This window comes from Nocardia implantans, from assembly GCF_035544775.1.
In the GTDB taxonomy this organism is placed as follows: domain Bacteria; phylum Actinomycetota; class Actinomycetes; order Mycobacteriales; family Mycobacteriaceae; genus Nocardia; species Nocardia implantans.
Genome location: NZ_JAYKYQ010000008.1, coordinates 61,198 through 75,173, shown reverse-complemented (window position 1 = coordinate 75,173; position 13,976 = coordinate 61,198). Strand labels below are relative to the sequence as shown.

Here is a 13,976-nt window from a genome sequence, read left to right as displayed (position 1 = left end):
CCCCCACGAACCGACTCAGGAAGGAAATCCGAAATGACCAACCCGTTCGACGACGACAACGCCAAGTTCTACGTCCTGATCAACCAGGAGGGCGAACACTCGCTCTGGCCGGTCTTCGCCGCCGTCCCCGGCGGCTGGTCCATCGCCTACGGCGCCGCCAACCGCAAGGCCTGCCTGGAGTACGTCGAGACGCACTGGGTGGACATGCGTCCCAAGTCGCTCATCGAGGCCATGTCCACCGAGGGGAAGTGACCACCTGAATGCGCGGGGCGCGCCGGTCCACATCCCCCCTGCCGACCGGTGCGCCCCGCCTCGTCCGCCGGCTCAGACCTCGACGTGCGCCGCGTCGATCACCGCGTGCGCGTGCTGCCGCCATTCCGCGACGGCTTTGGTGCGCAGGCCGCCGAGCGCCGAGTCGAACTGTTTGGCGCGCTTGGTGACCGTGAGCCCGACGTAGGTGTGCGCGTTGGTGATGGCGCCGGTCGCCACCGCGCACGCCTCCTCGACTTCGCCCGAGGCCAGCAGCGCCGTGGCGTGCTCGAAGCGCACCAAGGCCGGTTCCATGGTCTCCGACGGGTCGTACAGCGCCATCGCGCGCGCGGCCGCCACGGCGGTCTCCTCGGCGCGGCCGAGGCGGGAATATCCGATCGCCTGATAAAAAGCGAGTTTCTCCGGGCGGAAAGAGAAGATACCGACCGAAAGGTCTTCTGTGCCGACGTCCTCCAACGCCGATGCCGATCGGGTTATACACCGTGCGAATTCATCGGCGTGGCCGAGACTGGCGTGCGCACGCGCCGCCATTCCCCACAACCACGCGGCGGCCGGGCCGTAGGACGGATTTTCTTGCAAGCGCCCGTCGAGTAACTGCAAAACTTCCTTCGGTTTATCGCTATACGTCGGCAAATACGCGAGCCCGGCCAGGGCGATGTCCTCCGAATAGCGGTCGCCGATGTCCTGCGCGGCGTGGATGGCGGTGGCGTACCACATGCGGGCCTGACCGAAGTGCCCCTCGTTGAACAGGATCTCGCCGACCACGTTCGCCAGCCGCCCCGCCGTGCGCACCAACCGGACCTGATGATGGGTCGGCTGCCGTTCGCCGAGACAGCCACGCACCAAACGGAATTGCTCCAGCCCCGTCTGCAACAGCTCGTGCGGCGGGACCTGCACCACCCGCGTGCCCAGGACCTCGGCCGACTGCTCCAGGAACGCCAGCCGCCGTTCGCTGATGGACCCCGCGTCGAGGGTTGCCAGCATCCGTTCGGGTTCACTCGCCACCAGGTCCGCCGCCTGGCCTGCCAGGCCCGCGCCGATGCAGGCCAGCAGTTCTCGCCTTCTCACGTCGTCTTCCTCGACTTCCTTGTCGAGCCCGATTTCCCTACCGAGCTTGGTGTGCCTTTCGGGCGCCGAATCGGCGCTTTCGTAGTCGGGGGCCGTCTCCTGGCGCGTGGTGATCGCGCGTTCGAATCGTTCGGCGACGACGGAATCGACGCCCGACAGGACCCTGTCCAGGAGACGCTGGCTAGCGGCGTGCATCCGGGTTGTTCGGCCGTTCTCCCACAGGACCACGGTGCGCGGTGTGACGCCCACCAGACGCGCGAATTCGTAACGGCTTCGCTTCATCGCCGTGCGAAGCGCATGTACAGCTTCGCCCGTCCAGTCGACCTCCACCATAGGTCTCTCTTCCTCGCTCCAGGCCGCTACAAACGGAAAGTACTCGCAATTACCGCATTCGGGTCTGTTATCTACCGAATCGCAACGCGCACTGTTGAATCGCACCCGGCATCGGGGGTCCGCCCAAACCCTGTCGAGGGCGCCCGTTGCCCGGAGCCCGGCGCACGGTCCCGACACGGCCCGATCCATCCGTGTCGAGCGCGGCTCCGGCGGCGCCTTCTCGATGCCGGGTGCACTGCGCTGATGGAGGTTGACGATGGACGTGTTGCACTCGGATGTCCGCGAGCTGTGGTTGATCCAGAGCCGCGACTGCACGCAGGAGCCGCTCGGTCTGACCTATGACCGCGCGCGTTTCCTGTGTGCTGTCCACGCCGGGCACGGCGCGCAGTGCAGGCAGTACCTATCCGCGTCGGCATTCTGTTCCCGGCAGGCCGCGGGCCAGTGAGCGGTCGTGAATCCGCTGCTGAGCATGCTCGGCGCGTGCACCTTGCTGGTGGCCGCGATCCTCGGCGTCGGCTCCTGCCTGCCGCGCGGCGGCGCCGAGGACGCGCACCGGCCGCCCGATGAGCCGTTCACCGTCGAACAGGCGCACCGGGTGATGCAGGGCCACCGGCCGTGCCGCGCCGACGTCTGCCCGCGCAAGCGAGCGGCCTTCCGCGCCCTGGTCGCCTCCGGCCGCGTCGTCCCGGACAACCGGGCCGACGGATACTCGCGCTGACCGAGCGTCGGCGTGCCGAACTCGTTGCCGTCCGGCGTGATCCGCCCGCCAACGAGATTCACCGCTGCCCGGGACTACGGCGAGGGAGCCCCGGCAGCGCCGGCGTCCTCGTATCCCCGTACCGCGGGGCTACGAGGACGCCCCGGTGCCCGCCGACGCGAGTCGCCGCGTGCCCGCCGCCGGGTCACGCACCGGGAGGGGTCCGAGGGCCGATGACGGAGAGAAGCCTCAGTTTCTCGTAGCTCTCACTGCCGGGGGCGGCGGTGTAGACGAGCAGGAGATGCGACTGCTCCGGGTCGACCAGTGTCTGGCAGGTCAGCTCCAAGGAGCCGACCTCGGGGTGTGTGTAGCGTTTGACGCCGTTGTAGTGGACGCCGATTTCGTGCTCGTTCCAGACGGCGCGGAATTCCTCGCTGCGGTCGAGCAGCAGGTCCATGAGGTGAGCGGCCCGTGAGCCCGGTCCGCGGAGTGTGACCATCTTGCGTAGTCCGGCGGCGAAGACGCGGGAGTGCAGCGCGTGGTCGTCCGGGTGGTACATCGCCCGGGTGGCCGGGTCGGTGAACCACCGGTAGCCGATGCTGCGGGACGGACCGGTGTATCGGGTGGTGTCGCCGGTGAGCGCGACGCCGAGCGGGGTCTGCCGGAGTGTCTCGCCGAGTTCGGTGACGATCTCGGCGGGGGTGTCGCCGAGCCGGTCGAAGATGCGGAGCAGTCCGGGACTGATGTGTTCGCTGGTCGCACCTCTCGCGGGCGGATTGTGCCCGGCGAGGCGGAACAGGTGATCGCGTTCTTCCAGGGACAGATGCAGACCCTGCGCGATCGAGGCGATCATCTGCTCGGACGGGTGCGGTCCGCGTTCCCGCTCGAGCCGGCTGTAGTAGTCGGTGGAGATGTGGCAGAGCGTGGCGACTTCCTCCCGCCGCAGACCGGCGGTCCTGCGCCGTCGCCCGCGGGGGAGACCGACGTCTTCGGGTTGCAGTGACTCCCGCCGGCGGCGCAGGAACTCGGCGAGCCCCGCTCGATCGATCACGGCTGCTTCCTCCCTTTCGGTCCGCTGCTGTTCAGTCTGCCTTCGTTGCCGGATGGCTGCCTGAGCGAGCCTGGGATCGAGAGGCCGTGGATATCCCGGTTGATCGGCCGCAGCCTGAGAGCGCATCCACTTTCCAGGGAACCAGGAGCAGCACATGGCACGCACCCGACCGGACGTCACCGTTCCCGACCTGTCCGGGAAGCTCGCCGTCGTCACCGGAGCCAGCGACGGGGTCGGCCTGGGCCTGGCGGCTCGCCTCGCCGCCGCCGGTGCCGAGGTCGTCATGCCCGTCCGCAACTCTCGCAAGGGCGAGGCGGCGATCGCGAAGATCAGGCAGCGGCACCCGGAAGCCGTGGTGTCCCTGCGGGACCTCGACCTGTCGTCGTTGGACTCGGTCGCCGCGCTGGGAACCACGCTGCGCGAGGAGGGCCGACCGATCCACATCCTGGTGAACAACGCGGGCGTGATGACTCCACCGGACCGGAAGACCACCACCGACGGCTTCGAGCTGCAATTCGGCAGCAACCACCTCGGGCATTTCGCTCTCGTCGCCCACCTACTGCCCCTGCTGCGCGCGGGACGGGCGCGCGTGACCTCGCAGATCAGTATCGCCGCGAACGAGAACGCCATCAACTGGGACGATCTGAACTGGGAACGGTCCTACCACGGCCGCCGCGCCTACAGTCAGTCCAAAATCGCGTTCGGCTTGTTCGGGCTCGAACTGGATCGGCGCAGTGCGGCCGGAGGCTGGGAGATCACCAGCAACCTCGCCCATCCCGGTGTGGCTCCCACCAGCCTCCTGGCCGCGCGCCCCGAGGTCGGCCGGGCGCATGACACCGCCGCCGTGCGTGCCATCCGTGCTCTCTCTCGCCGCGGCATCGTTTTCGGGACGGTCGAGACCGCGCTGCTACCTGCCCTGCTGGCCGCCACCGCACCCGAAGCGCGCGGCGGCCGCATGTACGGTCCGAGCGGTCTCGGGCACCTGTCCGGCCCGCCCGCCGAGCAGGCCGTCTACTCCCGCCTTCGCAGCGAGGACGACGCCGAGCGCATCTGGCGGGTCTCCGAGCGCCTCACCCACATTCGCTTTCCGGCCATCGAGTCCGCCAGGCTCAGTTCGGCATCGATAGGTCCTCGCGGTCCGCGGTGATCGCGCTGCTTCTTGCTGTGGATCGTCCAGCGTCGATATTGATCGCGTTGCACATTTCGCTGCCGGAATCGGCACTGTCCGCACTGGGCGACCACGTATCCGGAGCGCCGGGCGCCGCCTCGGGCGTTCCGAATCGGGGAGACGGTGCGACTTCGAGGGTTCCTCGTCCCAGAACCCTCAACCACCGGCCGCGCGCCTAAGGTTGGTCCTGTGCCACAGTCACGTACGGTGCGATGGCTGCTCGGGGGGATCGTCGTTCTGGTCCTGCTCGGGGCGGTCTTCGTGGATACCACCTTCGGTCATACCGAGGTACGTAAGGTCCATACCCAGCCGGAGACCGTCGAATACGACGGGGCCACATATCACGTCGGCGTGGTCCGTCGCGAAAGCGCGCTGCTACGGCGGCGGTCTCCCGACGAGGTATGGGTGAGCCGGCAACCGGATATGAGCTACGGGCATGCGGTCGAAGTACGAATCACGGGCACGCCGGATCTAGTGATACTGGAGGCGCAATGGCGGGCCGACGGGGTTTCCGTCCGCTTCGAATCCGGACACGAACTGTTCGTTCCCGCACGGTTTTTCATCGGCGGTCGCTGAGTGCGTGCCCCTGGCGGGAGCGATGACGTGCGCATCGCCGCGCGGGCGTGACATGCCGCCATCGCTCGGCGCCGAGCATCATCCGCGCATGCGGTTGGCGACGCCATCGATGAGGGCGGTCAGCCCGAACTCGAATACCGCTGCCGCAGCGGCGTGCGCACCTTCCCGCTCCGGTGCGCCCTCGGCGGCGACGGCGATGAGGGCCGGAAAGCGTTCGGCGCCACCGAACTCGGTCATCACCGCCGGATCCAGGACCGGCCCCGCGTGGCGGGGAGCGCCACGCCCCTTGGTCGGGTCGATCTCGAGGCGGGTCACTCCCGCGGTGAACGCGCTCATCGACAGCAAGGTCTCGGTCACCAGACTCGGCGGCAGGCCTCCGTCGAGCAATGCGCGCGTGGCGACTTCCCCCCACAAGGCTTCGTTCGGTCCCAGGTAGCGGTTGCCCGTGCCGACGGCAAGCACCCAGGGGTGGCGCAGATACAGCTGCCGCATCGCGCGGGTCCATTGTTCGATCGCCCGCCGCCAGTCACCGGACGGCAGCTCCGGGGGCGTTGCCATCGCCGCGTCGAGCATGAGCGAGATCAGGTCGTCTTTGCTGGGCACGTGCCGGTAGAGCGACATGGTCGCGGCACCGAGTTGCTTGGCGACCCGCTGCATCGACAGTGCTCCGATGCCGTCCGCGTCGGCCAGCGCGATCGCTTCGGCGACGATGCCGTCGAGCGTCAGCGCGGGGCGCGGCCCGCGCCCGGATCCCCGCTGTCCCGACCACAACAACCGCGCGACCGCGGGTAGCTCATCGCTCACAAGTCACTCCTCATGGGCATTGCGTATGACATACGCATCTGCGTATGTTATACGCAGTCATGCTTCTCGGTTACTCCCGGATGGTCCCTCATGAGTGTTCCGCCCCGGCAATCGCCTCGTCCCGCCCCCACGTCCTGGTGGCGACGCCCGTGGACGGGGCCGCTGCTGGTACTGGTGTTCGCTTTCGTCGCGTTCTCCCTTCCGCCCTACCTGACTTTCGATCGTTCCCTGTCGCGAGTGCCCGACCCGGGTCTCGCCCTGCACTATCCCCTGCTGGTGGTGCACGTGATCTGTGCGTCGGCGGCCATTCTGAGCTGCGGCTTCCAGGTCTGGCCGTGGTTTCGCGCGCGGCATCCGCGGCTGCATCGGATCCTCGGCCGCGCCTATGTTTTCGCGGGCGTGCTTCCGGCCGGGCTCGCCGGGTTGGTGATCGGCGCGACCAGCCCGTTCGGTCCGGTCGCTCGGGTGAGCAATGTGATGCTGTCGCTGCTGTGGCTGGTCACGACGCTCGCCGGTCTGCGGGCGGCCCGTGAGCGCCGGTTCGGCGACCACCGGCGGTGGATGATCCGCAGTTTCGCGCTGACTCTGTCGATCATGCTCAACCGCGTGCTGGGGGCGATCTTGTTCCTGATGCTGAACCCGCTGCTGGACACCACCTTTCATGGGGACGAGACGCTGCTCATCCAGACCATCGCCGGCATCGGCACCTGGCTGGGCTGGACCTTGTCGCTGCTGATCGCGCAATGGTGGCTGGACCGGCGACCCGGCCCCGCGACGGTTTCCCCGATGAGGCGGCGCCGCCTCGATCCGGCTGCCTGATCCTGTGCGGTTCTCGGGCCGCCTCTCGCCACATACAAAGGCCGGCTGTGAATCCGGCGAAGCTCTGGCCGCAGGCGTTTCAGGGAGAACGCGGCGTGCGGCTGTAGTCCGCCGACCGAATCCGGCGGCGGCATCGATATTTTGAATCGACCGCGCTCAACGGGCGGCAAAGTGAGAAGGAGCATCATGACTACGGAGAACACGGTGCGGCGCTGGTTGATCACCGGTGCCAACAGCGGCTTCGGTGCGGCGTTCACCCGCGCCGTGCTCGCGGCCGGCGACGAGGTGGTCGCGGCTGTGCGCCGACCCGAGACGATGGCCGAGCTCGCTGCCGCACAGCCGGACCGGGTGCGGGTCGTGCCGCTGGACGTGCGGGATCCGGCGGCCGCCGAGCGCGCGGTGAAGGAGGCCGGGCGCGTGGACGTGCTGGTCAACAACGCCGGTTACGGCGTCGTCGGCGCGATCGAGGAAACCGATGAGGCCGATGAGCGCGCCGCCATGGATGTCATGTTCCACGCCCCGCTGCGACTGACCCGCTTGGTGCTGCCCCAGATGCGGGAACGCCGATCGGGCGCGATCGTGCAGGTGACGAGCATGGGCGGGTTCATGTCCTTCGCGGGCGTCGGCATCTACAGCGCCGCCAAGGGCGCGCTGGAACTGGCCAGCGAAGCCCTTGCCCAGGAGGTCGAGCCGCTGGGCATTCAGGTGCTCATCGTCGAGCCCGGCGCGTTCCGCACCGGTTTCGCCAAACCCGCCGCGCTGGCCGTCAGCGCCGCGATCCCCGACTACGCCGCCACCGCCGGCGTGGTCCGCGACGGGTTGCCCGAGTCCGATCAGCAGCAGGAAGGCGACCCCGACAAAGCCGCCGCCGCGGTCTTGGCCACCGTCGGCCGGCCCGGCGCACCGCTGCGCCTGGCACTTGGCCCGGATGCCGTCCAAGGCATCCGGGGCAAGCTGGCTCGAGTCGCCGCCGAGCTGGATGCGACCGCCGAGCTCGGGTTGAACACCGGCTTCGATTCCTGAAACCACACGCGAACCACCAAGTGGTCGCGTTCGGCGGCGCCCGCACACAGCGGGTGCCCCTCCGACGGCCGTGCCGACTATTTCCCGGCCGACCCGGTGGCGGCCGACAGTGCCTCGAATTCCTTGTCGGTCAATTCGATTCGCGCGGCGGCGATGTTCTCTTCGACGTGCGCGACGCTGGAGGTGCCCGGGATCGGCAGCACGACGGGGGAGCGGCGCAGCAGCCAGGCCAGGGCGAGCTGGGCGGGGGTCGCGCCGTGCCCGGCGGAGATGGCCGCCAGCGGACCGCCTGGGGCGGCGAGTTCGCCCGTGGCGATGGGGAACCACGGGATGAAGCCGATGTTCTCCCGCTCGGCGTAGTTCAGCACATCCTCGTCGGCGCGGTTGGCGAGGTTGTACAGGTTCTGCACCGAGACGATGGTGGCGAGTTCGCGCGCCTGCCGCAGCTGTTCGACGGTCACCTGGGAGAGGCCGATGTGCCGGATCTTGCCCTCCTGCTGGAGCGCCACGAGTTCACCGAGCTGATCGGCCAGCGGCACCTGCGGGTCGATGCGGTGCAGCTGGTAGAGGTCGATCCGGTCGACGCCGAGATGGCGCAGGCTGAGTTCGGCTTGCTGACGCAGGTATTCGGGTCGCGCGACCGGACGCCACTCGTTGGGACCCTGCCGGGTGAGACCGGCCTTGGTGGCGATCACCAGGCCCTCCGGATACGGGTGCAGGGCCTTGCGGATCAGTTTCTCGCTGACGAACGGGCCGTAGGAGTCGGCGGTATCGATGAAATTGACGCCGAGTTCCACCGCGCGGCGCAGCACCCGCACCGCCTCGTCGGGGTCCTTGGGATCACCCCATACGCCGGGGCCGGTCAGCTGCATCGCGCCGTACCCCAGCCGATGCACCGGTAGATCGCCGCCGATGGCGAAGGTTCCGGAGGCCGCGGCGGGTTGCGCGTCGAGATCTGTGCTCATGGATTCGTCCTTCCGAAGTCGGAAAACTACATCGATGCTCTACGAACGCCGCGCCGGTCGGGCCGCGCGCTCTTCCTGCCCCAACAGCGCTGTCGGCGGCTCGATTCCCGCCGCGCTGTTCGCCGGCGGCGTAAACCGCCCGCATCCTCGAGCCGGCCGAGGGCCTGCGCCCGAAGTCCGGCCTACCGGCAACGCCCAAGTAGCCGGCACGAGTCCCACCGTACTTCGGACGCGATGACCGAGCACCCCGAGCGACCGGCACCTGAACGCCGCGACCCCACCCGGACCGCCTCCCGGCGGGTACGTCCGGCCTCCCGTGCGCCGGGCTGGTCGACGTCGGTGGAGTGACACACCGTCGCGGGCCGCACTCGCGATTCGCCGCATCCATGTGCCACTCGCGGTGGACGCGCTGTGATGGGCTCAGCCGGTGCGTCACCGCCTCCGTCCGTGGATCGGTGGACGTCGCCGTGGAGCGTCGCGCTAGTGCGCTGGGCGGCCGAAGAGGATCACTTGCATCAGGCGGATGACGCGCCGGGGGGAGCAGGCCGGGTCGGTGGAGCCGAAGCGTTCGCCCAGGTCGACTACCAGGGCGAAGGCGGCGTGGACCAGTAGCCGCGCCTCGGCGGCGGACAGCTCGGGCCGCACATCGGCCAGTAGTTTGGCCCATTCCTCCACGTTGAGGCGCTGGATATTGCGCAGGACGGTGCGCTCATCCGGCGGCACGTTGCTGATCTCGGCGTAGTAGACGAAGGTGAGCTCGCGCTCGGCGAACGAGCCCGCCACATACAACTCGATCAGCGTGTCGAGCGCTTGTTCGGGCGTCTCGGCCGCGGAGACGGCAGGGCCGATGGCGGCCGACACCCGTTCCGCCGCGCGGCGGAACGCCGCCGTGAGGATGTCGCCCTTGCCCCGGTAGAACCGGTACACCGCCGAGGAGGCGGGCAGTCCGGCTGCGGTGGCGATGTCCTCCACGCTGACGTTCGGGTACCCGCGCTGGTGGAACAGTTCGACCGCGCGCATCAGCAGCAGCTCGTGTTTGAAGGTCAGCGGGATCTCGGTCGCGGTGAAGCGCTCGGCTTCGGCGCTGCCGGGCGGCGGCAGCTCGCACGCGGCAAGCGCCTGGCAGGCCGCGGTCAGTCGTGTGGTGAGTGTCCGTACCGGGATCGACACGTGGTGATCGCCGATGCTGCTGAGCACGCTCAGCTCCGCCGCGGCGAGCACGGCGCGGTCGGCCTTGGACAGCGCGGGCCTGGTCTCGGCGAGCAGGGAGGTGAGCGTCGCGTTCACGCCCGCGAGCTGATCGGCCAGCGTCGCCGCGTCCTGTTCCTCCAGGTAGCGCCGCTGCCAGCGCAGCAGTGCGGCGCTGCGCCGGTTGGCGATCGCGGCCTCGATCAGGGCGTCGAGCACCCGCGCAAGGCGTTGCTCGGCGGGCAGCTCGGTGGCATCGGGCAGCCGGACCGCTTCCGCGCTGACCGTGCCCAACCGGAGCACTTCCTCGCGGAACAGCGCGTATTTGCTCGGATAGTGGCGGTACAGCGCCGCGGAGCTGATGTCGAGCCGCGAGGCGATGTCGTCCATGCTGACGCCGTGGTAGCCCAGAGCCCCGAACGCCTCGGCCGACGCCGCCGCGATCTGGGCTCGGCGGTCGCGTGGTCGGCGCCGGATCACCCGTGCCGGTGTCCCGTCGGCCGCCTTGTCCGCCGCGTGGCGATCCTGGGCACCCATGCCGCGATGGTAGCCCACCACAGCGTTCGGTACGCCAACGCTACCCTGTGCCGAGAAGAAATGAATGGTAGATCACAAAAATCCTGTGATCAGCTTGCCAGGTCGCACTATGCGGCCAGAAGAATGTGAATATCGGCTAACTTATAGCGCTATCGCGCGGGCCGTCCGAACAGCACCAGCTGCATCAGCAGGCGCACCCGGTCCTGGGCGGCCAGTGGTTCGTCGCCGAACGCGCGGCCCAGGTCGACGACCACCGCGAAGGCCGCGTGCACGAGGATGCGCGCCTCCGCCGGAGCCAGTTCCGGACGCACCTCGCGCAGCAACCGGGCCCACTCCTCGACGCTGAGCCGCTGGATATTGCGCAGCACCGTGCGTTCTTCGGCGGGCACGTGCTGGAATTCGGTGTAATACACGAAGGTCAGAGCGCGCTCGGCGAACGACCCCGCGACGTATTGCGTGATCAGCGCGGTGAGCGCGTCCTCGGAATCGGTGGCGGCTGCCACGGCCGGGCCGACGGCGCCGGACACCCGTTCGGCGGCACGGCGGAACGCGGCGGCCAGGATGTCGCTCTTGCCCCGGTAGAACCGGTACACCGCCGAGGCCGCCGAAAGCCCTGCGGCGGTGGCGATGTCCTCCACGCTGACGTTGGGATAGCCGCGCTCGTGGAACAACTCGACCGCTTTGCGCAGCAGCAGTTCGTGTTTGAACGAATTCGGAATCTCCACCACCGCGACCGGCTCCACCGCGCCCGTCGCGGGCAGCTTCGCGTGCGCCACCGCCCAGCATGCCGAATGCAGCAGGCGCGCAAGGGCTTTCGCCGGGAGGGCGGCATGGTGGTCGGCGATGCTGGTGATCGTGCTGAGCAGCGCGGCGCGCAGCACGCGCACGTCTTCGTCGGAGAGTTCCGGGCGCAGCGCGGCCAGCTGGCCGCCCAGCGCGCCGAGCACCGTTGCCTGCTGTTCGTTGAGCGTGACCTGGTCGTCGGGCTCGAGGTACCTGACCTCCCAGCGCACCAGCGTGACGGTGGGGCGGTTGTCGATGGTGACCGCGATGAGCGCGTCGAGCACGTGCCGCAACCGCTGCTCGGCAGTCCACTCGGCCGCCGCCTCGGGCAACTCGACCGATTCGGTCATCGCCTGGCCGACGCGCAGCAGTTCCTCCCGGAACAGCGCGTACTTGCTCGGATAGTGGCGATACAACGCCGCCGAGCTGATGCCGAGCCCGGAGGCGATGTCGTCCATGCTCACGCCGTGGTAGCCGAGCGCGCCGAACGCGGCGGCCGACGCCGCGGCGATCTGGGCACGGCGGTTCTTCGGCCTGCGCCGGATCTCGCGGGGTGCCGAGTCGCCGGTGCTCGCCTTCCGCGCCGTACGGCGATTGTCGACACTCATGACGAACATCGTAACGACCTGGCCGTATGGCCGGGCCCGCCGTGTCACGGGATACGGCTCCCGGGGATGAGCGGCCCCCGGGAGCTGTACCTGTTCTCCGGTGTGCGCCGGCGCGCGACAAGGCGGGATGCGCGCGCCGGCGCGTCCGGAGGTCGACGACCGGACTCGGCCGAAGCGCGGGGCACCGTGCGCGCCGTGCCGTGGTTCGGTCTGTCGAACAGAGACCAACTTACACGAATATAGATCCAGTACAAGAGCTGCACTGGCAAAGAATCATTGTTCACATACTGGTTGGCTGCCGGTCGACCACCACCCGCGCCCTGCCGCGCGGCACGGTGGTGATGTTGCGGATCTTGCCGCGCTCCGGCGCGCTTCCCGCGGGGAGCGAAAGGTTGTGGCGGACGAGGATTTCCCGCAGCACCGTGGTGCCTTCGAGCAGTGAGAACCCCGCGCCGATGCACCGCCGCACGCCGCCGCCGAACGGTAGCCAGGTGTTCGGCGCCACTTCGCCGTCGAGGAAACGGGCCGGGCGGAAGACGGCGACGTCGGGGTAGGCCTCGGTACGCCGGTGTGCGAGGACTATCGAGGTGGCGACCACGGTGCCGGCCGGAAGCCGCTGCCCGCCGATCGTCATGTCTCTGGTCAGTTTTCGATTGGTGCCGGAGATGATGGTGCGCAGCCGCATGGCCTCCTTGAGCACCGCGTCCAGATATCGCTCGTCGCCGGTGCGCGCCGCCTCCGCCGCCTGCCGCTGGATCCCGGGATCGGCGGCGAGTTCGTAGAGTGCCCAGGACAGCGCCGACGCGGTGGTCTCGTGCCCGGCCAGCAGCAAGGTGATGAGCTGATCGCGGAGTTCGGCGTCGGTGAGCGGCGCGTCGCCGTCGTCGACTTGGAGCAGGCGCGAGAGCACGTCGGTACGCCCGGCCAGATCGGCCGCCCGCCGCCGATCGGCGATTTCCGCGTAGAGCAAGGCGTCCACCGCCGCGAGGTTCTCGGCGAAGCTCTTCCATGGCCCGATCCGGCGCAATCGGTCGCTTTTGAACCCGAGGAAGACCAGCGGGTTCAGGTGGACGATCCGGTTCAGGCGCGGGTTCAGCTCGGCCCTGATCCGCTCGTCGGTGACGCCGAAGACCACCCGGGTGATCACCTCGAGGGTGAGCGCGTTCATCCGGTCCAGCATGCGCACCGTGGATCCGGCCGCCCAGCTGCCGGCCTCCGCGGCCGCGATCTCGGTGATCAGCGCCCGGTAGCCGCGCAGCGCCGCACCGTTGAACGCGGGCATGAGCAACCTGCGCGCCCGCGCGTGCTCGGCCTCGTCGGTCAGCAAGAGCGAGTGCGGACCCATGATCGTTCCGAGGATCTGGTTGCCCTCGCCCGCGTGCAAGTCGCGCGGATCGCCCGCGAAGATCTCCTTGATGTGTTCCGGCCGCGAGTACACCACGACGTGGTCGGCGAACGGCGGGATCCGCAGCGTGAAGACGTCACCGTAGCGGCGGGTCATCGCGGTGAGGAAGCGGGCCCGGTCCCGCTGGAACAACGCGCTCTGCACGAGCGGCGGCAGCGCCGGTCCCGGCGGAAAGCCCGCGGGCCCGGTGCGTTCTCGGACGTCCTGTGCGGCCACGATGCCACCTCCACGCGGATGTCGAACCATCTGTCGCTTCCACGCTAGGAGAAACCCCGACGCCGGTCCATGCCACCTGCGAAAGCCGGATCGCCATCCGGCGCTCTCGTGCGTCCGGACGCGGCGAATCAGATGCCCGTGCCGGAGCGCCACCGCTTCGATTCAGTCGAATTCGCCTGTACCGGTGCGTCTTTCTGGTAAGGAGTTCGTCATGGCGTTGGCTTTGCGCCCGGTGGACCCCATACCGGTGCTCGGCGCCGTGATCGCCGCGGTACGGCGGATCACGGCGCGCTATCGGCTCACCCCGCAGGAGAAGCGCAACCTGGAAGCCGCTCGCGGCGCACGTGCGGCGGTCTTCACCGCGTCCATCGGCGGCCGCGCCTACCGCGGATAAGACCCTGCGCCGCAGCCGAACTCGTAACAGCCCGGAAGCCTCACGTTCGGCATCCCAATTCGGTCCAGGTC

The 13,976-nt window shown here is 69.0% G+C and carries 15 protein-coding genes; 8 read left to right on the top strand and 7 right to left on the bottom strand.

Annotation, left to right across the window (positions count from 1 at the left end; all coding sequences use genetic code 11):
• Positions 1-33 precede the first annotated feature (33 nt).
• On the top strand, positions 34-252 hold the full coding sequence (locus U3653_RS19695; RefSeq protein ID WP_195078286.1) for an MbtH family protein: 219 nt from the start codon (positions 34-36) through the stop codon (positions 250-252).
• A gap of 72 nt (positions 253-324) precedes the next feature.
• On the opposite strand, the gene U3653_RS19690 is transcribed toward U3653_RS19695, so the two are convergent.
• Positions 325-1,776, bottom strand: a complete 1,452-nt coding sequence (locus U3653_RS19690) for a helix-turn-helix domain-containing protein (RefSeq protein ID WP_195078287.1) — start codon at positions 1,774-1,776, stop codon at positions 325-327.
• A 151-nt stretch (positions 1,777-1,927) separates the two neighbouring features.
• Between U3653_RS19690 and U3653_RS19685 the strand changes: the two genes are divergently transcribed.
• Together U3653_RS19685 and U3653_RS19680 are read left to right on the top strand one after the other, a co-directional pair.
• Complete coding sequence (locus tag U3653_RS19685; RefSeq protein WP_195078438.1) at positions 1,928-2,116, top strand: hypothetical protein; 189 nt, start codon at positions 1,928-1,930, stop codon at positions 2,114-2,116.
• Positions 2,117-2,122: 6 nt separating this feature from the next.
• The gene (locus U3653_RS19680) at positions 2,123-2,389 is read left to right on the top strand and encodes a hypothetical protein (protein ID WP_323124139.1); all 267 of its coding nucleotides are present in this window, start codon (positions 2,123-2,125) and stop codon (positions 2,387-2,389) included.
• A gap of 184 nt (positions 2,390-2,573) precedes the next feature.
• Here U3653_RS19680 and U3653_RS19675 read toward each other — a convergent pair whose 3' ends face one another.
• Entirely contained in the window at positions 2,574-3,419 is an 846-nt protein-coding gene (locus U3653_RS19675) for a helix-turn-helix transcriptional regulator (protein ID WP_195078288.1), read from the bottom strand.
• A gap of 154 nt (positions 3,420-3,573) precedes the next feature.
• Between U3653_RS19675 and U3653_RS19670 the strand changes: the two genes are divergently transcribed.
• Both U3653_RS19670 and U3653_RS19665 read left to right on the top strand, forming a co-directional pair.
• Positions 3,574-4,566: an SDR family oxidoreductase gene (locus U3653_RS19670; RefSeq protein ID WP_195078289.1), complete on the top strand. Its 993-nt coding sequence runs from the start codon at positions 3,574-3,576 to the stop codon at positions 4,564-4,566.
• A 228-nt stretch (positions 4,567-4,794) separates the two neighbouring features.
• Complete coding sequence (locus U3653_RS19665; RefSeq protein WP_195078290.1) at positions 4,795-5,163, top strand: hypothetical protein; 369 nt, start codon at positions 4,795-4,797, stop codon at positions 5,161-5,163.
• Positions 5,164-5,241: 78 nt separating this feature from the next.
• Here the strand turns inward: U3653_RS19665 and U3653_RS19660 are convergent, their stop codons facing one another.
• Positions 5,242-5,967, bottom strand: coding sequence for a TetR/AcrR family transcriptional regulator (locus U3653_RS19660; protein ID WP_195078291.1), 726 nt, complete (start codon positions 5,965-5,967; stop codon positions 5,242-5,244).
• A gap of 90 nt (positions 5,968-6,057) precedes the next feature.
• Between U3653_RS19660 and U3653_RS19655 the strand changes: the two genes are divergently transcribed.
• Entirely contained in the window at positions 6,058-6,786 is a 729-nt protein-coding gene (locus U3653_RS19655) for a DUF2306 domain-containing protein (RefSeq protein ID WP_195078292.1), read from the top strand.
• A gap of 186 nt (positions 6,787-6,972) precedes the next feature.
• On the top strand, positions 6,973-7,809 hold the full coding sequence (locus tag U3653_RS19650; protein ID WP_195078293.1) for an SDR family NAD(P)-dependent oxidoreductase: 837 nt from the start codon (positions 6,973-6,975) through the stop codon (positions 7,807-7,809).
• A gap of 77 nt (positions 7,810-7,886) precedes the next feature.
• Here the strand turns inward: U3653_RS19650 and U3653_RS19645 are convergent, their stop codons facing one another.
• The 4 genes from U3653_RS19645 to U3653_RS19630 all read right to left on the bottom strand — a co-directional run bounded on the left by U3653_RS19645 (position 7,887) and on the right by U3653_RS19630 (position 13,511).
• Entirely contained in the window at positions 7,887-8,774 is an 888-nt protein-coding gene (locus U3653_RS19645; protein ID WP_195078294.1) for an aldo/keto reductase, read from the bottom strand.
• A gap of 480 nt (positions 8,775-9,254) precedes the next feature.
• Entirely contained in the window at positions 9,255-10,499 is a 1,245-nt protein-coding gene (locus U3653_RS19640) for a TetR/AcrR family transcriptional regulator (protein ID WP_195078295.1), read from the bottom strand.
• A 149-nt stretch (positions 10,500-10,648) separates the two neighbouring features.
• Complete coding sequence (locus tag U3653_RS19635; protein ID WP_195078296.1) at positions 10,649-11,890, bottom strand: TetR/AcrR family transcriptional regulator; 1,242 nt, start codon at positions 11,888-11,890, stop codon at positions 10,649-10,651.
• Between the two features lie 280 nt (positions 11,891-12,170).
• A complete protein-coding gene (locus tag U3653_RS19630) occupies positions 12,171-13,511 on the bottom strand; it encodes a cytochrome P450 (RefSeq protein ID WP_323124140.1) in 1,341 nt (446 codons plus the stop codon).
• Between the two features lie 211 nt (positions 13,512-13,722).
• Between U3653_RS19630 and U3653_RS19625 the strand changes: the two genes are divergently transcribed.
• A complete protein-coding gene (locus U3653_RS19625; protein ID WP_195078298.1) occupies positions 13,723-13,905 on the top strand; it encodes a hypothetical protein in 183 nt (60 codons plus the stop codon).
• The last annotated feature ends 71 nt before the right edge of the window (positions 13,906-13,976 follow it).

What these genes read in the sequence shown, in the direction of transcription:
- U3653_RS19655 (WP_195078292.1), top strand. Translation starts at nt 6,058, where the DNA reads ATGAGTGTTCCGCCCCGGCAATCGCCTCGTCCCGCCCCCACGTCCTGG.
- U3653_RS19670 (WP_195078289.1), top strand. Translation starts at nt 3,574, where the DNA reads ATGGCACGCACCCGACCGGACGTCACCGTTCCCGACCTGTCCGGGAAG.
- U3653_RS19635 (WP_195078296.1), bottom strand. Translation starts at nt 11,890, where the DNA reads ATGAGTGTCGACAATCGCCGTACGGCGCGGAAGGCGAGCACCGGCGAC.
- U3653_RS19640 (WP_195078295.1), bottom strand. Translation starts at nt 10,499, where the DNA reads ATGGGTGCCCAGGATCGCCACGCGGCGGACAAGGCGGCCGACGGGACA.
- U3653_RS19685 (WP_195078438.1), top strand. Translation starts at nt 1,928, where the DNA reads ATGGACGTGTTGCACTCGGATGTCCGCGAGCTGTGGTTGATCCAGAGC.
- U3653_RS19625 (WP_195078298.1), top strand. Translation starts at nt 13,723, where the DNA reads ATGGCGTTGGCTTTGCGCCCGGTGGACCCCATACCGGTGCTCGGCGCC.
- U3653_RS19645 (WP_195078294.1), bottom strand. Translation starts at nt 8,774, where the DNA reads ATGAGCACAGATCTCGACGCGCAACCCGCCGCGGCCTCCGGAACCTTC.
- U3653_RS19695 (WP_195078286.1), top strand. Translation starts at nt 34, where the DNA reads ATGACCAACCCGTTCGACGACGACAACGCCAAGTTCTACGTCCTGATC.
- U3653_RS19650 (WP_195078293.1), top strand. Translation starts at nt 6,973, where the DNA reads ATGACTACGGAGAACACGGTGCGGCGCTGGTTGATCACCGGTGCCAAC.